Raw genomic sequence first — 21043 nt, 5'->3', positions numbered from 1 at the left:
ACCTAAGCTTCACCGGCTGAGCCATCGAAATACTGGATGCGCTCAGCCTCAGCTTTCAGTAGTTGCTCAAACTCACCCATGTTGATCGGCTTACTCAATACCGCATCAGCACCCGATTCGATCAACTTGTCGGTCTCTTCACCTACTACCGCAGCTGAGATACCAACTACCGGTCCGTCAAAACCGCGCTTGCGCAGCTCGGCAACAAAGTCATAACCATCCACGTTCGGCATAAAGATATCGGTGACAACCAAATTGAACGTACCGCTATCGAACTGCGCAAGTGCCAACTGACCATCTTCAGCAGCAACCACTGACGCCCCTTTCACAGTTAACATCTTCTGGGTCAACAGTCGCAACGTGGCATTATCTTCAGCAAATAGAATCCGCAGACCTTGCCAATTAATCTGCTCCGCTTCGGCCACCTCTGCGCTATCGTCAGCCTCTATCTGGTCAGCAGCCTGAGCGACAGGAGTCAACTCGAACTCCGCTACAAAGGTCGCTCCGCCACCGGGAGTATCCTCATATCGAATACTACCATTGAGCTTTTTCGCCAGCGTTTCACAAATGGACAGTCCAAGACCCATCCCTTGGGACTCATTATCTGCCCGATGGAACGGCTGAAAAAGCTGTCCCTTAAATGATTCTGGCACGCCCTTACCATTGTCTGCGAAGCTCAACATCACTCTGGTACTCAGATCATCAATCTCTCGCGTGCGAAGAGTAATTCGCAAAAAACTGGCGTCTGCATGGAAGCAAGCGTTTCGGATAAGATTGAGCGTGAGTTGACGAAGAAGTTGTGGATTTAAGCGGTACAGTCTTTCAGCACCCTCGTCGGCCGCTAGGGAGACCTCGAGCCGCGAATCCAGTGTCAGCGGCTGCAAAGCTAGGGTTGCTCGCTCCAGAATTGGGCGCAGCGCCATGAAGCTCTCTTGAGTTTTGTAGACCCGATCGGGACTCACAAGGATGCGTACGTCATCCAACACATCCAGCAGATGATCAGCCTGATCGGCCAATGTCTTCGCATGTTCCGAGGCCTGATCAAGCTCAAGCTCATCCAGCAGCATCTTTATATTCGCCGCAGGTGTGCGCAGTTCATGTCCTATTACCGCAAACATCTGCCGCTCTCGTTCAGCTCGGTTTTGTAACTGTCCGCGGACTTTCTCCATCTCATGTAAGGAGTCCTGAAGCTCCTGGCGCTGGGCCGCCAAACCTGTAATATCTTGAATTATTACTGTCTGAGTCGGTGGTGTTGAGTGCGCATCAACAGCAATAACCGAGTACCGTAACCAGACCTCAGAGCCGTTGTCAGCCAAGTAGGGAAACTCAACGACTTCACCGATACTCTCTAGAGCTACACTCAACAAAGCGTGGTACTGGGCAGGAATACGCAGCAGTCGCTGTTCACCACCGCAAAAATCAAACTTCTGCTGCGGATCCTGGTAGATCGGCACCAGAATGCCTGTTTCTGTCTCTTCCTTGTAGATCGATAACTTAGCGACTCTCGACGCAGCTTGAATCTGACTCAACGAGTTACGCTGTTCAAACTCCACCTCTTTATGCTCGGTCAGATCGACCAGTGTCAAATTAAGCCTAGAGCGGGCCTCAACGCTGGCAGTAAATCGTAGCCAGCGCTTTGCACCGTCTTGCGTTGTTACGGGATAGAGATTCTCGAAAGCCTGACGCTGTTCAAAGCGTAGCTGCAGATCATCCCGATACTCCAGATCAACGCAGTTGATCAGATCTAACAGACCTCCCGCAGGTTCGAGCCCTATAGCCTCTCGAGCCGCCGCGGCAGCAACGATCTGTAGCGAGTCGAGATCGATCTCAAACCGAGTGGCTCGCGCCGCCTTCAAAGCATCCTTTAGCCTACCGTCCGTCCGTTCTGCAAGCCTGCGCGCTTCGTGCTCTGGATCAATATCAACCAGAGAGATCGACAGGGAGTCATCTTGTAGTTTGTAGGCGTGGTAGCTGACCAATGTATAGCCATACACACTGTCACCGATACGCACCCGCCCACTGACAGAATCCCCCCCACGCAATGCTGATTCCGCGGCAGCTGCGGCGGCTTCTCGGTCATCAGGATGTACTCTCTGCAAGATCTCTACCAGCGTCGCATTGAATTCAGGTGTCGAGCGCCGTAACAAGGCTTGAGCCACATGATTGGCGACCCACCGACCCTGTTGCGGAAAATAGTGCAGATAACCAACGCCTGAAAGGTTGGCGGCATGGTCCAAGGCTATCCCCACCGCCGAGATCTGCTTATATCCGGAACGGTAGACCAACAGCAGCGCAAAAAGTGCAAAGCCCAGCAGCGCACTAATCAGCTCCAAATAGGTAGTGGTCGACCTGTTCTGTTCGGGTGAGTGGTTTATCAAAAAAAAGAGAAGCTCGACCACACAAAACAGTGCGGCTAGCAGCAGTGCCAAATCTAATAATCTCTTTCGCGATAAATTCTTAAACACAACGACTTCTTAGTGTTTGCATGGCTATGGACCGATTTTAATTTGTAGACTAACTTATCTAGGAATAATTCTCACGACTCTATTACTGGATTCATCTAGCAAGATTGACGCCAAATGTTGGGGCTTGAGCATCGAGGTTGGAGACAAGCTGCTGTAGGGTATGATGTACGCGGCTAAAATCGGGGCGCTCAATATCGGCCGCCCGATACCAAAGAGCGACATCACGACGCGGCCCGGGTTCGGTAGCGACATCTAATAGCTGCGACTCGGCAAGTTGCCCAGTGAGCAACGCTAACCGCGCCGGCATGCGAACTAAATAGTCCGTCGTTTTAAGTAGATGTAGAACGGTGAATATACTGCCAGTAAAAGCCATTTTAGCTGCTTGGGGACCGGCAAACTCGCCTTGGGCATCGAGAAAACCGGCCCGCGCACCTGCGGTAATCCATTGTTGCTGTTCCAGCTCCTGCGGTGATATCGGCCCCGCTCGTCCAATGAGTTTTGATTTGGCTCCCGCCAGCACCCCGGCCCGGTCGCGAAACAGTATTTCGCGTTGCAACTCCCCCTGAGGCACGGTGAGATGCGCTGGGGCCAGCAAAAAATCCAGCTCCCTCTCCTGCAGTAAGCGCATCTGTACGGACGCAGAACCGGTACGAAGGTGAAATACATGCTGTGACTCTTGCAGCAAAAGCTCAGCAAAATCTCGCGCTGTGGCAAACTCCCAGAGCGGATCGATACCAATCGCAAACTCACTTTGATAGCCCGAGTGAAACTGCCGAATGACCTCCTCACCCTGATCGGTATCGGCCAAAATCCGCTCACCGATTAGCGCCAAACGCGCACCAATTTCAGTGGGAACGACTCCGTATCGTGTGCGCTTCAGCACCGGCGCACCCACACGGGCCTCTAACTGCTGAATACCACGCGTCAAGGTCGGCTGAGTGACATAGAGCTGCTCAGCTGCACTACTAATCGAACCCTGCTTTACAACGATAGCTAACTGTTTCAATAGGTTAGGATTCATATATGCGTATTCTTTATATCTGAAAGAAAATATCTATTTTTCTTTATACCTAATCAGCATTAGAGTGTCCAAAAACAAGGAGACGACCATGCAATTTCATCTCAACGGTTACACCCCCGGTGACCCTCGCTATGCAGATCCTCAAGACGCAGTAGTTCCACCGCCGATTAAACGCTCACTGCCAGAAGAGGTAGACGTACTGATCGTGGGTTGCGGACCTGCAGGTTTGAACCTAGCTGCGCAGCTGTCCCAGTTCGGCGAGATAAAAACTGCAATAGTTGATATGAAGGATGACCGTCTACTTGTTGGTCAGGCTGATGGGATGGCCTGTCGTACCTTAGAGATGTTCCAAGCTTATGGCTTTGCGGATCAAATCATTCAAGAGGGGTACCAGGTTAATGAGGCCGCGTTCTGGAAACCCGATCCAAGCGACTCTTCAAAGATCGCTCGTGCTGACAAGGTCGCCGATGTCGAAGAGGATCTCTCGGAGATGCCGCACCTGATTATCAACCAGGCGCGAGTGCACGATCATTTCCTCGATGTAATGCGTAAAAGTCCGGGCAAAGTAGAGCCACACTACCAGCGTCGTCTACTCGATATTGAAGTCGATCCAGAGGGTGGCGAGTACCCAGTTACGGTACGCCTCGAGCGCGGTGTCAGCGTGGCGCAGTTCAACAAGGTAGTTGAGACCGTTAAAGCCAAATACGTTGTCGGTTGTGATGGGGCACGCTCTAGTGTGCGTACGGCGATTGGCAAGGAACTAGTAGGCGATCCTCTGAACCAGGCTTGGGGTGTGATGGATGTCCTGCTCAATACTGACTTCCCCGATGTACGCCTCAAAGCACTGATTCAGTCCGATAACGAAGGCAATATGCTGATCATCCCACGTGAGGGTGGTTACATGATTCGTATCTACGTCGAGCTGGACAAGCTCAAGGAGGACGAGCGTGTCGCGCGTGATCAGATGTCGCCTGAAATACTGATCGCAGCGGCTAACCGCATTATGAACCCCTACACACTTGATGTTAAAGAGGTTGCTTGGTGGAGCGTTTACGAGATTGGCCAGCGCATCACTACCGGCTTTGATGATTCGACTGAGGATCGCGCTGCGCGCGTATTCCTTGCTGGCGATGCCTGCCACACCCACAGCCCGAAAGCGGGCCAGGGCCTAAACACTTCAGTGATGGATACTTGGAACCTTGGCTGGAAGATGGCCCATGTCCTGACAGGTCGCGCGGATGAGTCGCTGCTTAAAACCTACTCAACAGAGCGTCATGAATACGGCAAGAAGCTAATCGACTTTGATAAAGAGTGGGCAGCGATGTTCAGTGCCAAGCCAAAGACTAAAGAGAATCCAAACGGCGTAGATCCGGAAGAGTTCAAACGCTACTTCCAACTCTTCGGTCGCTACACTGCGGGTGTCTCTATCCAATACCGCCCATCAATCATGACGAGCGAGGGCAAGCACCAGGATCTGGCTACTGGCCAAACGATTGGCATGCGTTTCCACTCAGCACCGGTCATTCGTCATGGCGATGCTAAGCCCGTACAACTCGGCCATTGCATCACAGCCAACGCCGCCTACCGTCTGTTCCTATTTGCTGGTCCAGAAGAGCCGATGAGCGACAGCTGCAGAGTTAAGGCTCTGTGCGAACGCTTGGCCACAGATCTAAAATCACCCATTAAACGCTATACACCGGCAGATGCTGATCCCGATTCAGTCATTGATGTGCGCGCGGTGTTCCAGCAGCACCACCAATCGTTCGAGACCACCTCGATGCATCCAGTGTTGGCGCCAGAGAAGGGCCGCTACGGGCTGCGTGATCACGAAAAGGCTTTCTGTGTCGACCATCTAACTGGACCTGATATCTATGATATGCGCGGCATCAGCCGTGAGGGCTGTATCATTATTGTGCGCCCAGATCAGTATGTAGCTGATGTGCTACCGCTGGAAGATTTTGACGGCTTGTGCCACTTCTTCGAACCGCTGTTGAAGGATGCGTAACAGTCCAAAATCGAGGCCACTTATCAGTTGAGCGGCCTGCTCATGATGAGTCAACTACCTCTCGGCTATGAAAAACGGTGGTTGGCTACCGTTTGCGCAATGTCTGCAGCTGTAACAGGCTTATGAAGGACATCAATGGCCCCTAGACTCTTAAGCCGCTGACGTGTATCAGGGTCGGTACTCCCAGTAACAATCAGGCTATCAAGCCTCTTTCCAATCAGGCGCAGCTCCCTGAGTAAGTCTAACCCGTCAAGGTTCGGCATATTCAGATCCGATACGAGAAGATCAAACTCTTGCTGTTCCAAAACTTCCAGTGCAACGGCGCCGTCCTCAACTTCAGCAACCACTGCGCCGAGGCTTTCGAGGTACTTTTCAAAAGCATTCGCTGGAACTGATCGTCGTCAGCTAATAAGATCCGCGCACCATTCAGTACTGACTCAACTTGTTCAGCTTTGGTAACGGCATCCGCATCTACTTGAGCCGGGCTGTGTTGGCGGCAGCTTAATCTTGAGCAAGCACCGCAGCATGTCCCAACTCCTCATTCTGCGCGAGAAGCTCGGCGTGGTAGACGCTGATCTCGTGAATCAACTCATCAGAGGACAGCTTTACGAAATCCTTGTCAGGTGTTTCGACCCCTGCACGCTCAATTCGTCGTCTTAGCTCTTCAAAACGGTTATTCACTGATTTGGGTCTCAATTATGGCGACGAACGAGCTCGTCTGCACTTTTGTCATCGAGTATGTCGGAACTACTATTATAGTCGACTAATCGAAAGTCTAGCCGCCTCATCGAACTGGGCGACCGCATCAAGCGTCATCGGATCGCAAAGTAGATCATCAAGGAGCGGGCCAGGCAGGGTAAAGCAGCGGTGACCATTTGCCAGCAAGTGATCAAACTGCCCGATATTTCGCAAACTTGCCACCAGAATGTTGGTTTTCTGGCAGCTCGTTCTAAGTCCGGTAAAAATTGCGTCTGCATCTCGATCAGACTCGATCAAGCGGGCGTAGTAGGGTGCGGCGTAGCGTACACCGAGGCGCTCAGCAATCGCCCCCATACGAACAGAGTAGACACCGGTTAGCGTGGTACGTTCAGGCACTCCGAGGGTTTTCACTAGGGAAAAACCCGCCTCAGTGGCAGGAATTTTAACGATTGTCTGCTCTGAAAGCTCTAGGATCTGTTCGGCTGCGCCGTGCCAATCATCACCAAACACCTGTAGTTGGATATGTTCAAAACCCAGATCAAGCGCCTCATCAACCAGAGCGCGGTAGCGGACAAAGCTAACATCTAACCCAGCGCGCTGAATCAACAATGGGTTAGTGGTGATAGCCGAAAAAAGCCCCGTGATTGATACTCTCTTCCAATCTTCACGCTTCGCACTATCTAATAGCCATTCCATCGGGGTAAAATCCGCCTCATCCAAAACTTTAGTATAAGACTTCACCGTCTAATTCATAGCGATTACTTTGCGTAGGTACTTAGGGAGTAATGATGTTTCTTGCTTGTGGCGATGCCCTTTATGATGTTTTTCCTGGTGACTCAGCCTCTTCCGGGCAGATCACACTCAACGCGACTGTGGGAGGTTCACCGCTCAATGTCGCGATCGGCATGGCGCGCCTCGGTTTAGAGACCGGCTACCTTACAGCAAACTCCAAAGATGCATTGGGCCAGAAACTGGCTAAACATCTCGAGTCCAACGGCGTCTCGACTCAATTTCTTGCGCCCAGCGATCTCAACACGTCACTGGCAATGATTGCGTTGAACGAACAGGGCCATCCAAGCTACTCCTTCTACCTAGAGGGCTGTGCCGATGTATCACTCAGCCAAGAGCAGTGCCCAGAACCGTCGCAGTTCAGAGCGATCTCGCTAGGATCTTACAGCACTGTGGTAGAGCCTTGTGCAACCACACTGGCTTGGTTTGCGAATGAAGCACAAGAGAGCGCTCTGATCGCCTACGATCCAAATATTCGCCCATCTATTCAGCCGGATCGTGCAGTTTGGCAAGCAACCGTCGAAAAGCTCGGATCTATTGCCCATGTTATGAAACTGTCTGATGAGGATATCGCCTTCTTGGCTCCGGACAGCAGCATCGCAGCGTACGCTCAGAGCTGCCTGGAGCTAGGCCCACGCTGGGTTTTTGTGACTCAAGGTGGTGAAGGTTCTCAGGTGTTTGGTCAGAACGGCGAACACTTCAGTGTGGCTGCGCCTAAGATTGATGTTAAAGATACCGTGGGTGCCGGTGATACCTTCCAAGCGGCGATGATCTTCGAGATCTTTGAGCAGGGTGGCCCCGCCATGTTGGATACGCTAGATGCCGAGCGTGTCTGTCGTTTTGCCTCACACGCGGCTGCCCTCACCTGCGAACGCGTAGGAGCCGACCTTCCGACTCGCTCAGCGATTGCAGAGCGCTGGAGCCTCTAATGAAGTTCGTCGCCGCTCTTCTGGCGAGTGTGCTACTCAGCGTTTCTGCGAAGGCAGAGATGCCAGAGCCCTACAGCTTTATCAGCGGTGACGACCTTTACGATGCCCTGTCACAAGAGTCGATGGTGCTGCAGGGATACACCCTCGGCGTTGTTGACGCGCTCAAGCACTCAACTGATCCCCGCGAGTGTTTTGCGATTCCACTACGACCTGATGCCGATCAGGTAATCTACGCTAGCTTTCTCAACTTTTGGCGAGATCAAGCGAAGCGCCCCGCAAATGCCGTCGACGCGATCACAATGATGATGCGGTCTGAGTTTTCATGCGAAACTAAATAAACCGTTAGCTTTCTGACCAAAACTGATTGGTCTGACCATAAGTACTACAAACTGCATACACATATACAATATAGATATATTGTTATTCTATTAGTCCCATATTCGAAGGTCGAATATTCATATATGTCATATGATTTATGCTCAGTATGTGTAATCAGTCTAGGTTTTTATACCATTTCGCTTTGCGATTGACGGCTCACCCCTCTAGCATAGAGGCGATCAAAATGGAGAGAGCTAATGTTGGTACGATTTATGTCTGTCTTGCTCGCTACCTTTGCGCTGATGAGCGGGTTTGTTGGTAGCAGTGCGTTTGCAGCAGAGGACGCTGAGAAGAAATCGATTTACTGTGATGATGGTTCACTCTGTGTACCAGATGGAGAACCGGAGCCGGAGTGTGACTAATCTGTAGTCAGTCACTAGGTAACGTCACGTAAACACCGCAACACTCAAAAATAAAAGAAACACTGAGGGAACAAACTATGATCCGTAAATCACTGATGGTTGGCCTAATCGGCATTGCTGCATCTGGCTTTGCCACTCTAGCATCTGCCGAAGATAAGCCAGTTGGCATCACTGGCAGCCTTATGAGCGTTGAAGTAATGCACAACGGCGCAGCGGTTACTATCGAGCGCAACGCTGACAACAAAAATACTGTTAACCCATCTTTTGCTCTGACTTCACGTCCTTGCCCACCGTTTTGTATCCAGCCTATGAAACTAGCTCCAGGCGTTGAGACAATCGGTGAAGTAGAGATGGTTGACTACCTTGATCGTATGTCTAGCGGCGACGACTCAATTCTGGTTATCGACTCACGTACTCCAGATTGGGCTGAACGCGGTATGATTCCAGGCGCAGTTAACATTCCATGGACTGCACTGAACACAGCGAAAGGTGCTGACCCAATCTCTATCGGTGATATCTTCACTGAACAGTTCGGTGCAGAAGAGTTTGACGGCCTGTGGAAGTTTGGCAGCGCTAAAACTCTGGTTATGTACTGTAACGGTATGTGGTGTGGCCAGTCGCCAACTAACATCAAAGCGCTACTCGACTTCGGCTACCCAGCTGAGAAGATCAAGTGGTACCGTGGCGGTATGCAGAACTGGGAAAACCTGGGTCTGACTACAGTTAAGCCATAAGCTGAGGATTAGCTCAGTCAAAATAGAAAGCAGTGCCCTCAAAAGCACTGCTTTTTTATTCGCACTTTGTAGAGACGATAACAATAAGAGAGCCCGACCATGAAAAAACTACTTACTATTGCAGCTTGTGCACTTATCTTGAGCGGCTGCCAAGCTACGGCAGAAAAAGCGGCAGCACCTGCGGGTAAACCAGTCGGCGTTACAAGCAGCCTGATGAGTGTTGATGTGATGCACAACGGTGCGTCGGTCACGATTTCCCGTAACGCTGACAACAAAAACACCGTTAACCCTAGCTTCGCACTGACTTCCCGTCCCTGCCCGCCATTCTGTATTCAGCCGATGAAACTGTCTGAAGGAGTGGAGACCATCGGTGAGACTGAGATGCTAGCCTACCTAGAGAAGATGACAGCCGGTGACGACTCCATTCTCGTTATCGACTCACGTACCCCAGATTGGGCGGAGCGTGGGATGATTCCGGGTGCCGTCAATATCCCTTGGACTGCACTGAACACAGCAAAAGGGGCTGACCCAATCTCTATCGGTGATATCTTCACTGAACAGTTCGGTGCAGAAGAGTTTGACGGCCTGTGGAAGTTTGGCGGCGCTAAAACTTTGGTTATGTACTGTAACGGTATGTGGTGTGGCCAGTCGCCAACTAACATCAAGGCGCTGCTCGACTTCGGCTACCCAGCTGACAAGATCAAGTGGTACCGTGGCGGCATGCAGGATTGGGAGAACCTCGGCCTGACGACGGTTAAGCCTTAATCGGCCACCATCGACAAAGCGGCACCTTCGGGTGCCGTTTTTTGTTGATCAGAAAACCTCTCTCTGCGTATCTTTACAGCATGGATAATCTTATTGAAATTGAATCTAGTATTCGACTCGGAGCCTTCCTATCAATCTTTGTAGTGATGGCTTTGTGGGAAATTCTGGCTCCGAGACGCGAGTTGAGCATCGCTAAAGGCAGACGCTGGCTCAATAATCTCGGCCTTGTTGTCGTTAATACGCTGGTTATTCGCTTCATCTTCCCAGCGGCCGCCGTCGGCACAGCCCTGTGGGCTGAGAGCAACTCGATAGGTCTGATTCACTGGTTTGAAATAGGGCAGCTTTGGTGGGTGGTACTGGCATCTATCGTACTGCTAGACCTGTTTATCTGGTACCAGCACCTGCTGTTCCATAAGATTCCTATCCTCTGGCGGCTGCACCGTGTGCACCATGCCGACCTAGATTTTGATCTGACAACGGGACTTAGATTTCACCCCATCGAGGTATTGCTCTCGATGTTTATCAAAGCTGCATTGATTCTACTGTTCGGTTTTCCAGCGATTGCTGTACTGCTCTTCGAGATCATCCTGAATGGCTGCGCGATGATCACACACTCTAACGTTCGCCTGCCAAACAGGCTCGATGGCGTTATCAGAAGGCTGTTTGTAACCCCAGATATGCACCGTGTACACCACTCGTGGCGCATGGAGGAGGCAAATTCCAACTACGGCTTTAATTTGGCGATCTGGGATAAGCTCTTCGGCACCTACAGAGCTGACTCGGTCGACGGCCAGTTGGGCATCACCTTCGGAATCAGCCGTACACCTAACCCTCGTGCGGTGCCGCTAGGGAAGCTGTTAACCCTCCCTTTCCGTTCAGGACTTTAAACGACGATTGAACCACCAGCTTGTGAACTTAAGCAGACGCTCGGGCTGGTGTGCGCGTTTCCAGTTGCCCGCGACGTATTTACTCGCTTCGTTCATCGTTGGATAGGCATGCACCACGCTGAGGAGTTTGTTCAGGCCGAGTTTGTGGCGCATCGCGACACAGAAGATACCCAAGAGATCACCTGCCTCGGGTGCGGTAATCGTTACACCTAGGATCTTGTCCGACCCAGTCGACGTCAAAACTTCAATATAACCGCGCGCCTCCCCCTCGGCGATAGCGCGATCGAGCTCCTCAAGGTCGAATCGTGTCACTTCATATCCAATGTTACGCTGTTTGGCCTCATCAACCGTCAACCCGACAGCAGCGACCTGCGGATCGCTAAAAGTGACACGCGGTATCAGCGAATAGTCGACCTTAAAGCTCTTAAACTTGCCAAACAACGCGTTGACGCTTGCGTACCAAGCTTGATGCGCAGCTGCATGAGTAAATTGATGAGGCCCAGCCAGGTCGCCGACGGCGTAGATATGCGGAAAGTGCGTCTGCAGATACTCATTCAAGCGCACCTCTGAGGTATCGACGTCCAGCGCCTCAAGCCCCAACCCCGCCATGCTGGCCTCGCGCCCCAATGCGAACAGCACACGATCGACTGTCACCTCACAGACACCCCCAGAATGCTGGATACTGAGCACTGCCTGTTCAGTTGAGCTAGCCTCGCTGACCTGCGCGTTAAACAGCATCTCAACCCCTTCAGCCTGAAGCTGAGTTTGAACCAGTTGGGCCGCTTCAGTCGGCTCTCGTTTTAGGATCCGTTCGGAACGCACCACCAACGTTATTCTGACGCCCAAACGATTAAGCGCCTGCGCTAGCTCAATGGCTACAGGGCCCGAACCCAAAATAGCCAAATGCTCGGGTGCAGTATCGAGTGAACTCAAGTAGTCCCATAAGGAGTCGCTAGTGAGCGTCAACGCATCCGACAATCCTTGAATCTGCAGCTGCCTCGGTTTAGCACCGGTGGCCACGACAATATTTTCAGCGGTTAGTCGGCTCAGCTTGCCCTGCTGCTCTATCTCTAGCGTCCAAGGGTCAACAAATCGCGCCCAACCCTGCACACAGTCCACGCCGAGCCCGGTATAACGCTCAACGCTATCATGCGGTTCAACCTCAGCAATCACCTGCCGTACTTGCCGCATTACCGCCGGAAAATCGACCTCTGCCGTGCCGTTAACACCAAACTTGTTAGCGGTCTCAATGGTTCGAACCACAGCGCCCGCCCGAATCAGCGCCTTACTCGGCACACAGCCGCGGTTAAGACAGTCGCCCCCCATCTCGGCCCCTTCAATGAGAGTCACCCGGGCTTTTACCGCTGCCGCGATATAGGCACTGACTAAACCGCCAGCACCGGCACCAATCACCGCCATATTGGTATCGAACTTGGCTGGACGTTTGAAGCCTTGGTAAACCCGACGCCTATCCATCCAACCAAGCAGCCACTTGGAGACCCAGGGCAGTAGCGCGATAAGCGCGAAAGCAACAAACATCTCCACAGAGAGAATTCCGGCAGGGCTCTCGAGTTCCGCCAGCGAGCTACCTGCATTCACGTAGACCAGCGTTCCGGGCAACATGCCAAGCTGACTTATCCAATAGAACTTCAGCGTTGGAATACGGGTCAGACCCATCAGCAAATTGATCAAAAAGAACGGAAAGAGCGGCACTAGCCTCAGTGAAAAGAGGTAGCGCGCACCCTCGCGCTCCATCGCCGCATTGATTTTGCTGAATGTCGAACCGAAACGTTTTTCAAGGTAGGCACGTAGCAGGTAACGTGCCACTAGGAACGCTAAGGTCGCGCCCAGAGTTGAGGCGAAGGAGACGATCAGGGTACCCCAGCCTAGACCGAAAATAGCGCCAGTCAGCAAGGTCAGCGGTACCGCACCGGGAATCGATAAAGCCGTCACGGCCGTGTAGATCCCGAACAACAGCAACCCGACAAAGAGCGGCGCCGCAGCAGCTTCTGCGCGAGCATTATCGAGTTGCCCGCGCACAGCGTCGAAATTCAGATAACTGGTCAAGTCAAAGTGATAGGCGGCGCCTAAAGCGGACACAAACAGTACAATCAGAATCTTTTTCATATCAGCTTAGCGCCTCCATACCTGCTTTCAGTCGCATTGCAGTGGTAATTAGACAGAGCACCGCAAAGAGCGTACCCAAGGTTGGAAAGAGACCAGGAAAGAGGCAGCAGATCAGGAAGAGCGCTATCGTCTCGGTCGCTTCGGTTAGCCCGCCAAGATAGTAAAAACCTTTACGAGGAAACTCGAGACTGCTCAGCTTGCGCCGCTCGGCAAAGATCGCAAACGCCAAAAAACTGCTGGCAGTACCGATAAAACTAAATAGCAGCAGCGCCGCTGTAGTAGCGTTCTGCTCCGGATTTTGTAGTGCAAACCCCAGCGGTATTGAGGCGTAGAAGATAAAATCGAGCAGAATGTCGAGGAACGCACCGGTATCGGTTGGCCCTTGCCTACGCGCTAACGCTCCATCAACCCCATCTGCAACTCGGTTGGCGAGTATTGCTATGATCGCCAATAACTCTGCTCCCAGCGCCAAAAAAGGCAGCGCCAGCAGGCCAAGCGCAAAACCGGCCCAGGTTACCTGATCCGCTTTGAATCCCCGTTCATCAAGTGCTTCGGCCAGATCTTCGATCCAAGCCCGGCTCGCTTCTAGCACACGCGCATCAAACATCGACTGTTTCTCCGTTTAATCTCAACACCCGGCTGCACTGCTGCAGATCGTCGCGATCGTGACTCACCACCAACGCTGGAATTTGCCGTTCCCTAATCTGATCAAACACCCAAGCTCTGAACTCTGCTCGAAGCTCAGGATCTAGGCTCGAAAAGGGCTCATCCAACAGCAGCGCTTTCGGCTCGGCTGCCAGTGCCCGCAACAGTGCCACCCGCGCCTGTTGCCCGCCCGACAAGGTTGCCGGGTCGCGCTGTTCAAAACCATTGAGCCCCGCTTGCTGTAAAAGCTGAGCGATCTTTTGTGCTCGGTCTGACGATGGTGGCATCGCAAACTGCAGATTTCCCGCTACGCTGAGATGTGGAAATAGCGTCGCCTGCTGTAACAGTAATCCGATCTGCCGCTCATCTGTGGGCAATTGATGAATCCTGCGGCCATCCAGGGATAATTCACCCCTAGCACTCAGCCCCTCAGGTACGGCGCCCAGCATCCAGCGCAACAGCACTGACTTTCCACTGCCGGAGGCAGCCTGCAGCCCTAGAATTTCTCCGCGCTCGATCTGAAACGTCAGGGGACCGAACAACTTGCGTTCAGGCGTCTCTATCTCGACCCGGCTCAACTCCAACATCAGTGCATCGCCCTCCGTTTGGCATAGACAATCTGAGGCAACCTTTGTGCCAGGATGTAGGCAAGCAGGGCCACCGCCAACAGCGCCATCGCTTGAGCACCAAGTAGACGCTTATCACCGCCGGCAAAGCGGCTCAGAGTCTCCGTGGTGAGTGTTTCCACCCTTCCTGCCCCAATAAAGATCGTTGGCAGGTACTGTGCCAGACTAACACTAAACCCAAGCGCAAAGGCCGCACAGATCGGACGTAGCAACAGCGGTAGCTTAACCCGCATGAACAAGTCGGTTTGATTCAGGCCAAGTGTGCGAGCCGTCAGTAACTGCTCATGGGGCAGCGCGAGATAAGCAGGTTTTAGAACCAGATAAACATAGGGTAGCACCCACAGCAGATGTGCCAAAAGCACGGCTGACCAGCTAGGGGGCATACCCACAAAGAGACTGATCTGGTATTGCCCCACCACCAACGGCAGCACTGGAAGGAAGAGTGGAAGCAATATCCAACCCGTCTGTTTGATACCCGCTTCTAACACCAGCAACACCAGCGCTATTGCCAGTAGTGCAGAGACGAGGCCGAGGCTGAGGGTGTTCAATAGCGGCTCAACGGCTAGGCTCTGCCAGGCGTTCAGACTCCAACGTCCCGGCAATAGCGCTGGATAGAACCAGCTGTGGGTAAACGACCAGAGAAGAATTAATAGCCCCAATACCAGATGCAGCATAAGGAGCAGCCGCTTCGCAGGCAGACCGATGCGTAGTCGCCCGACACGGCGCCTTCCCGAGGGCACTATGCCGCTGAATACCCGAGGTAGCTGCCAAATCGTCAGTGATAGCGCCAGCATCAGTACCATTAACAAGAGCGTCAACGCCATGCCGAGGTCACGCTGCTCCACCATCGGATCGAGCATCCAGTTCCAGGCCAAAACGGCAAGCGTAGGTGGATGAGTGGGCCCTAACACCCAAGCCATCTCAACCGATGATAAGCTGTAAGCCGCGACAGCGAGTAGCGGCCATCGCAGTTTGGGCAGCAGCTGTGGTACGAGGATCTGTCTGACTATTTGCCCGCGCTGGTATCCTTGGCACTGGGCGACCAAGAATTGATCTGCCAAGCTGCTCTGTTGCAGCTGCGCCCAGATCATCCAGCAGAGGAACCAGCTCTCTTTAATGCCTAACGCCACAGCCAAACTCAGTCCATAGCCATCTTGCACCCAGATACCGACATCCATTGGGGCGACGAGACGTTCTAGCCACCCCTTAGGGCTCAGTAGCAGGTACAGGCCAACAGCAAAGGCTAAGTGCGGTACGGCTAATAGCAGCGGCAACTGACGGGCGAATCGTTGATAAGCGTGGGTAAAGACGAGAGCGCCCATCAACAGGTAGCTGAGCCCTAGCGCAACCGCCAAGCTTGCGAGTGTCGAGACCAGAGTTGCTGCGAGCGCCGGCCCAAACTCAGTCGCCTTGAACAACTCTGCCCACAAGTAGAGGAGCTCAAGTTCCCAAAACGGAGCGAAGAGCGTTATGACCGGGAGATAGAGCGTAAGAGAGATCAGTAGCGCGGCAACACCGAGTAGCCTGATACTCAACTACCCGCTCCATAACGCACAAGCCAGGCTTTTTCGAGCGGCTCTACCCAGCTTGCATGCGGCTCTGCTATCCATGGAGTCTTAGCTGGTAGTGCAGCTGGATCGCGCTCTTTCAGCTGCCTAGCACTCGGCCCTGAGACCTTACTCGAATCCAGCACACTCGGGTCGCCCCATACATCCAGATCGGCCTTGCGCAGTTGCGCTTCAGGTGAGAGCAGGAAGTTGGCGAACACCTGCGCGCCGGCTTTCGATTTTGAGTTACCGGGAATCGCTACGAAGTGAATATTGCCGAGCATTCCGCGCTCAAACCCAAAGCTGCGCACACCCTCAGGTAAGGTTCCCGAGCGCACTAAATTAGCGGCATCATTTGGGTTAAAGCTGAGCGACGTTAGCAACTCACCGTCGGCAAACAAACTGTGCATTTGAGCAATACCCTGAGGAAAAGCTTGAGCTTCACGCCAGAGCAGCGGATGCAGCTGATCCAGATAACTCCATAGCGGTGCGGTCACGCGCTCGAACTCAGCATCAGTCACTGGCTGGTAGAGCGCACTGTCTTCGTCCGAGAGATCAAGCAACAGCTGCTTCAGGAAACTGGTTGCATGAAAATCAGGGACGCGAGGATAGGCCAGTGTGCCGGGTTGCTTTTTAGCCAGCGCCAGCAGTTCCTTTGCATCCGCGGGAGGCGTCTCCAATCGATCCGGATGATAGATCAGCGTTAGCTGCGCGCCGCCCCAAGGACTCTCTTGCCCCTCAGTGGGAATCGAGAAATCCGTGGTCACAGGCAAGCTGTAATCAACTAGAGCGGCATTGGGTAGATCTTGTGCCCAGGATTCAGCCAGCAACCCTTCCTGCTTCAGGCGGCGGAAGTTCTCGCCGTTCACCCACATTAGATCGACGCTACCTTCGTTTGTGTTACCCGCCTTAAACTCTGTGGCGATCCGGGTAACGACTGCTGCTGCGTCCGTAATTTTGACTAACTCGACCTGTACGCCGGACTCTTCGGCAACACGTCCTGCGGCCCATTCAATGTAGTTGTTGATAACATCACTACCGCCCCAGGCATTGAAATAGACTGTCTGCCCGCGCGCTTCGCTCTCTACAGCATTCCAATCTTGTGCATGAGTGATTGAAGCAAAGGGTAAAGCCAGCAGAAGTGCCGGCAGAAGGGGTCGTTTTGACATGTTCATAAATTCCTTAGCGGGTCTAGTTATTGTTTTGTCGTCGAGCGCGCTGAATCCTTACACACTCTCTATCAAACTATCTATCAAACTATCTATCGAGCTATATCAAAACTACGTACAAACTTCGATGGTCAGACCAAATTGCACCATAAAAGAACCCCTAGAATGATGATCCCGGCGCTTTTAAAAAGGCGATCTCCTCTTCAGTCGACTTGCGTCCCAAGATCTCATTGCGGTGCGGATATCGCCCGAAGCGATCGACTATAGCCTTGTGTTTGTACTCAAACTCCAAGTTGTACTCCAACCCTGGCTGATCAAACAGTACAACAGCCTGCTCGTGTATAGCTTGCGATTCCGAGTGCATAAAGGGCATATAAAGGAATGCCCGCTCCTGGACATCTAACCGCTGATCGGCACCCGCACCAATCGCCTCTTGCGCCAGCACTAGAGCAACAGGGTCGGCACTAAACGACTCAGGTTTGTCGCGGAAAATATTACGCGAGAACTGATCGATTAGGATTATCTCAGCTAAGCGCCCCTGAGGCGCGACTCGCCAGGAGAACAGCTCACCCGCGCGCGCTTGCTCAACTAGCAAAGAGAAACGCGCCTCGATCATCGCGTCCAAATCTCGGTCTTTTACGAACCACTGCTTAGGCTCGAGTTCGTTGAACCAGAACTCCAATACGTCGTTATCCACACTCGCCTCCTATTACCATTCAGCTTTGAGTGTAGACGCCAAGTCATTATCATGTGTGCACTCTCTTTTTATTCGGAACGTCCCCATGAACATTAAACTCGGCCTGATCGGCAACTCTATCTCTCAGTCGCGCGCGCCTTTCCTACACCGCATGCTAGGCGATATCTACGGGGTGGATGTTACCTACAACCTCAACGATCCGGGCGAGAATAGCCGTGAGGCGTTTGAGGGAATGTTGCAGACGCTCAAAGATGAGGGTTACACCGGCTGTAACGTCACATTCCCATTTAAGGCGCTAGCGGTGGAGTATGTGGATGAGCCTGACCAGGCGGTAGTCGAGGTCGGCGCCACCAATTCACTCTACTTGGCAGACGGGAAAGTGCGCGCGACCAACACCGACTACACCGGATTTATTCGCGGCTACAAAGCGCGCCGCGGCGATAAACCCGCCGGCGAAGTCTTGATGCTGGGCGCGGGTGGTGTAGGCCGTGCAGTCGCATTCGGTCTGTTCCACTGCGGCACTACCAAACTACGAATCTTTGACCTGAATACAAAAGGCGCCAAAGCGCTCGCGGATGCGGTGAACGCCAAGGGCTACACGGCGGAAGTTATTAGCGCAGATGAGATTGAAGCAGCAGCGAGGCAGGCCGATGGCCTAGTGAACTGCACTCCGGTTGGCCACTACGCAACCCCTGGCATCCCATTGGATCCAAGTCTGTTTGGCGGGCAGCAGTGGGCATTTGATGCGGTCTATGTACCTCTGGAGACTGAGTTCCTAAAAGCCGCGCATGCGGCTGGGCTGGATCTGGTAAGCGGCTTTGATCTGTTCTTCTATCAAGGCATCGACGCTTTCCAGACCTTCGCCAATATTGAAGCGGATGCCAGTCAGGCGCTGGGCCGCTTCATCGAAGAGTTCGAGCTTAAGAGTGAGATCTTAAAGCTGAGCTGAGCTCAAATTATCCATCACATCCCAGCAGGCCCCGAGGGTATGGTAATCCACCTTGCCCATCGGGGACTTCTCATCTGATATCTTTGAACCATCACGCCCGACTACACGGAACCAGGCACCGTACTGGTGATCAACCAAATTGTCCCAGCTGTACTGCCAGATACGGTTGTACCAATCCAGATACTGCTCTTCACCCGTTACCTTATAGAGGCGATAAGCCGCAGCGATTGATTCAGCCTGCACCCAGAAGTACTTCTGCGCATCAGCAAATTCACCGGTGGGCGCAAAGCCGTAAACTAGACCGCCAAACTCGCTGTCCCACCCCTTCTCTACCGCGTCATCAAAGAGTGCCTTTGCGCGCTCAACATACCAGCTATCTGGTTTCAGCGCGTTAAGCTGTAGCAGAAGTTTGGCCCACTCATTCTGATGCCCCGGTTGGAAACCCCAGGGTTTGAATAGGTCGTCGGGTTTGTCGATGTTGTACTGCCAGTCGGGATTCCAATCCGCGTCATAGTGCTCCCAGATCAATCCGCCTGAGACGCCGGCAAGCTCGCCAGCAAAACGGCGCGCGAGTGAGTTTGCGCGATCGAAGTAGATCGGATCTTGCGTTGCTCGGTACGCCGCAATGTAAGCTTCGCACAGGTGCATATTGGCATTCTGCCCGCGATAAGGGTCGAGTGTCTGCAAGTCAGCACTGCGCTCATCAGCATAGGCACGGTGCTCGGGCTCGTAAAACTGCTCGTCCAACAATTGATGGACGGCCGCGATCGCCGCAGTACCATCGGTCAGCCCTGCTAGGTGTGCGTGCGAATAAGCCAGAATCACAAAAGCCTGGCCGTACGCCATGGCAGTGTTATCCAGCTCATCACCGTGCATCCAGCCAAAATGGCCAGTAGCGTCCACTCGATGGTGTGTCTCCAGGTACTTAAGACCCATGCGCGCCCAGTCCGCATAGTGCTCACCATAGCCGCGGCGGTAGGCCTCGGCATAGTTGAAAACGAAACGCGTAGACGAAACAAGGTGGCGATTCACCGGGTCGTAAACAGAACCGTCGTCGCGAAAGTTTTGAAAGAAACCGCCCTTAGGGTCACGCACAACCGGCTCGTAGAAAGCCAAGACAGACTCGGTGTGTGTTTGCAGAAACTCGCGCGTATCAAACTGCATATCAAACTCCCGCATAGTCTACGCTCACCTTATTGCCGCTCTTAGCGGACTCTAGTACAGCCAAGGCGACGGCCAGCGAGCGCGTACCGGCAATGCCATCACAGGCTGGTGCTCTACCCTCGTTGATGGCCGCTATAAAGTCAGCTACACCGGCTTGGTAGAGGTTATGTGGGCTCACGGGTAGCTCCTCTCGCTCACCATCTCGCTGTAGATAGACCTTACCGACCGGCTGCTGACTCATCACCGACTCACCGAACAGGGAGCCTTCACTGCCGTGGATCTCGATACCGTGGCCAGCATGTGGCGTGGCGAAGCTCTCGTGTGTGTAAGCCAGCACTCCACTGGGGTAGCGCCAAACACTCATCGCTTCATCTTCGACGAGATCTCCGAAGAGCTTATGATCGGTCATCGAAACCACCTCTTGTGGGTATTCGCCCAGCAGGTACGCGAGGATATCGCAGTTGTGGACGGTGATATCAAGAACAACCCCGCCTCCGGCAGCCGGGTTATCGATGCGCCAGCCCTGCAAATGTGGGGGTAGGTAAACAGCATGGAAGACACGCGCAGAGCGCACTTCGCCTATCTTGCCTGCTTCTATTGCTGCACGTATCGCCTGATGAGTCGCTGCCCAACGCAGGTGATGGTTGGTCGCAAAGCGCACATTGTTTTCATCACAGACCTTGATCATCGCTTTAGCATCATCAAGGCTTATCGCTAAGGGCTTCTCGCACAGCACATGGATACCACGACTAGCCGCGGCCTCTAACTGTGCACGGTGCTTATCATTGACTGACGAGATATAGATCGCGTCAGGTTTCTGATCCAACAGCGCTGCGAGGTCGGTGGTTGAGTATGCTATCCCGTGTTTTTGCGCATAGTCAGCGCCGTGCTCGGCGCTACCAGACTGAACGCCAATAATCTCTCCGCCATTGGCGCGAATCGCATCGATCATCCACTCCGCCGCAATTGTACTGGCTCCTACTAAACCCCATCGCATAACCATGCCCTCAACTCTTTGGTGAATTTTTGTTCAAATTTTATCTAAAACCGGGTTGCTAAATCTTCTATCAATCGGTTAATGTAAC

General features: G+C 53.0%; 20 protein-coding genes and 1 pseudogene. 8 read left to right on the top strand and 13 right to left on the bottom strand.

Annotation, left to right across the window (positions count from 1 at the left end):
- Positions 1–2: 2 nt before the first annotated feature.
- The gene (locus AC1WNR_RS01155; RefSeq protein ID WP_481642730.1) at positions 3–2429 is read right to left on the bottom strand and encodes an ATP-binding response regulator; all 2427 of its coding nucleotides are present in this window, start codon (positions 2427–2429) and stop codon (positions 3–5) included.
- Between the two features lie 127 nt (positions 2430–2556).
- On the bottom strand, positions 2557–3486 hold the full coding sequence (locus tag AC1WNR_RS01150; protein ID WP_481642729.1) for a LysR family transcriptional regulator: 930 nt from the start codon (positions 3484–3486) through the stop codon (positions 2557–2559).
- Positions 3487–3574: 88 nt separating this feature from the next.
- On the opposite strand from AC1WNR_RS01150, the gene AC1WNR_RS01145 reads away from it, so the two are divergent.
- On the top strand, positions 3575–5491 hold the full coding sequence (locus AC1WNR_RS01145; RefSeq protein ID WP_481642728.1) for an FAD-dependent monooxygenase: 1917 nt from the start codon (positions 3575–3577) through the stop codon (positions 5489–5491).
- Between the two features lie 65 nt (positions 5492–5556).
- On the opposite strand, the pseudogene AC1WNR_RS01140 reads toward AC1WNR_RS01145, so the two are convergent.
- From AC1WNR_RS01140 to AC1WNR_RS01130, 3 genes and pseudogenes are all read right to left on the bottom strand, one after another.
- Positions 5557–5862, bottom strand: a pseudogene (locus AC1WNR_RS01140) (response regulator); the annotation flags it as partial.
- Positions 5863–5992: 130 nt separating this feature from the next.
- Positions 5993–6172, bottom strand: a complete 180-nt coding sequence (locus AC1WNR_RS01135; RefSeq protein ID WP_481642727.1) for a hypothetical protein — start codon at positions 6170–6172, stop codon at positions 5993–5995.
- Positions 6173–6244: 72 nt separating this feature from the next.
- Positions 6245–6931 carry a transaldolase family protein gene (locus AC1WNR_RS01130; protein WP_481642726.1) on the bottom strand — a complete coding sequence of 229 codons (687 nt, stop codon included), beginning with the start codon at positions 6929–6931 and terminating at the stop codon, positions 6245–6247.
- 47 nt (positions 6932–6978) lie between these two features.
- Between AC1WNR_RS01130 and AC1WNR_RS01125 the strand changes: the two genes are divergently transcribed.
- The 6 genes from AC1WNR_RS01125 to AC1WNR_RS01100 all read left to right on the top strand — a co-directional run bounded on the left by AC1WNR_RS01125 (position 6979) and on the right by AC1WNR_RS01100 (position 11034).
- Positions 6979–7908: a carbohydrate kinase family protein gene (locus AC1WNR_RS01125; protein ID WP_481642725.1), complete on the top strand. Its 930-nt coding sequence runs from the start codon at positions 6979–6981 to the stop codon at positions 7906–7908.
- Positions 7908–8246 carry a hypothetical protein gene (locus AC1WNR_RS01120; RefSeq protein ID WP_481642724.1) on the top strand — a complete coding sequence of 113 codons (339 nt, stop codon included), beginning with the start codon at positions 7908–7910 and terminating at the stop codon, positions 8244–8246. Before AC1WNR_RS01125 ends, AC1WNR_RS01120 begins: the two co-directional genes overlap by 1 nt.
- 237 nt (positions 8247–8483) lie before the next feature.
- On the top strand, positions 8484–8648 hold the full coding sequence (locus AC1WNR_RS01115; RefSeq protein ID WP_481642723.1) for a hypothetical protein: 165 nt from the start codon (positions 8484–8486) through the stop codon (positions 8646–8648).
- A gap of 77 nt (positions 8649–8725) precedes the next feature.
- Positions 8726–9382, top strand: coding sequence for a rhodanese-like domain-containing protein (locus AC1WNR_RS01110; protein ID WP_481642722.1), 657 nt, complete (start codon positions 8726–8728; stop codon positions 9380–9382).
- Between the two features lie 99 nt (positions 9383–9481).
- A complete protein-coding gene (locus tag AC1WNR_RS01105) occupies positions 9482–10147 on the top strand; it encodes a rhodanese-like domain-containing protein (RefSeq protein WP_481642721.1) in 666 nt (221 codons plus the stop codon).
- Positions 10148–10227: 80 nt separating this feature from the next.
- A complete protein-coding gene (locus tag AC1WNR_RS01100) occupies positions 10228–11034 on the top strand; it encodes a sterol desaturase family protein (RefSeq protein ID WP_481642720.1) in 807 nt (268 codons plus the stop codon).
- Here the strand turns inward: AC1WNR_RS01100 and AC1WNR_RS01095 are convergent.
- From AC1WNR_RS01095 to AC1WNR_RS01070, 6 genes are all read right to left on the bottom strand, one after another.
- The gene (locus tag AC1WNR_RS01095) at positions 11023–13161 is read right to left on the bottom strand and encodes an FAD-dependent oxidoreductase (protein ID WP_481642719.1); all 2139 of its coding nucleotides are present in this window, start codon (positions 13159–13161) and stop codon (positions 11023–11025) included. The two genes, AC1WNR_RS01100 and AC1WNR_RS01095, sit on opposite strands and share 12 nt — an antisense overlap.
- Position 13162: 1 nt before the next feature.
- On the bottom strand, positions 13163–13768 hold the full coding sequence (locus AC1WNR_RS01090; RefSeq protein WP_481642718.1) for a CDP-alcohol phosphatidyltransferase family protein: 606 nt from the start codon (positions 13766–13768) through the stop codon (positions 13163–13165).
- Positions 13761–14393: an ATP-binding cassette domain-containing protein gene (locus AC1WNR_RS01085; protein ID WP_481642717.1), complete on the bottom strand. Its 633-nt coding sequence runs from the start codon at positions 14391–14393 to the stop codon at positions 13761–13763. The genes AC1WNR_RS01090 and AC1WNR_RS01085 overlap by 8 nt, the downstream gene beginning before the upstream one ends.
- Positions 14393–15967: an ABC transporter permease subunit gene (locus AC1WNR_RS01080; protein WP_481642716.1), complete on the bottom strand. Its 1575-nt coding sequence runs from the start codon at positions 15965–15967 to the stop codon at positions 14393–14395. Before AC1WNR_RS01080 ends, AC1WNR_RS01085 begins: the two co-directional genes overlap by 1 nt.
- Positions 15964–17148: an ABC transporter substrate-binding protein gene (locus AC1WNR_RS01075; protein WP_481642715.1), complete on the bottom strand. Its 1185-nt coding sequence runs from the start codon at positions 17146–17148 to the stop codon at positions 15964–15966. The genes AC1WNR_RS01080 and AC1WNR_RS01075 overlap by 4 nt, the downstream gene beginning before the upstream one ends.
- A 160-nt stretch (positions 17149–17308) precedes the next feature.
- A complete protein-coding gene (locus AC1WNR_RS01070) occupies positions 17309–17845 on the bottom strand; it encodes a DUF924 family protein (protein ID WP_481642714.1) in 537 nt (178 codons plus the stop codon).
- 85 nt (positions 17846–17930) lie between these two features.
- On the opposite strand from AC1WNR_RS01070, the gene AC1WNR_RS01065 reads away from it, so the two are divergent.
- Positions 17931–18794, top strand: coding sequence for a shikimate dehydrogenase family protein (locus AC1WNR_RS01065; protein WP_481642713.1), 864 nt, complete (start codon positions 17931–17933; stop codon positions 18792–18794).
- Here AC1WNR_RS01065 and AC1WNR_RS01060 read toward each other — a convergent pair.
- Complete coding sequence (locus AC1WNR_RS01060; RefSeq protein WP_481642712.1) at positions 18780–19958, bottom strand: AGE family epimerase/isomerase; 1179 nt, start codon at positions 19956–19958, stop codon at positions 18780–18782. The genes AC1WNR_RS01065 and AC1WNR_RS01060 overlap by 15 nt on opposite strands.
- A gap of 1 nt (position 19959) precedes the next feature.
- Positions 19960–20961: a Gfo/Idh/MocA family protein gene (locus AC1WNR_RS01055; protein ID WP_481642711.1), complete on the bottom strand. Its 1002-nt coding sequence runs from the start codon at positions 20959–20961 to the stop codon at positions 19960–19962.
- Positions 20962–21043 lie beyond the last annotated feature (82 nt).

The sequence above is a fragment of the Marinobacterium marisflavi genome, from assembly GCF_982447095.1.
This window is presented reverse-complemented; position numbering and strand designations above follow the sequence as displayed.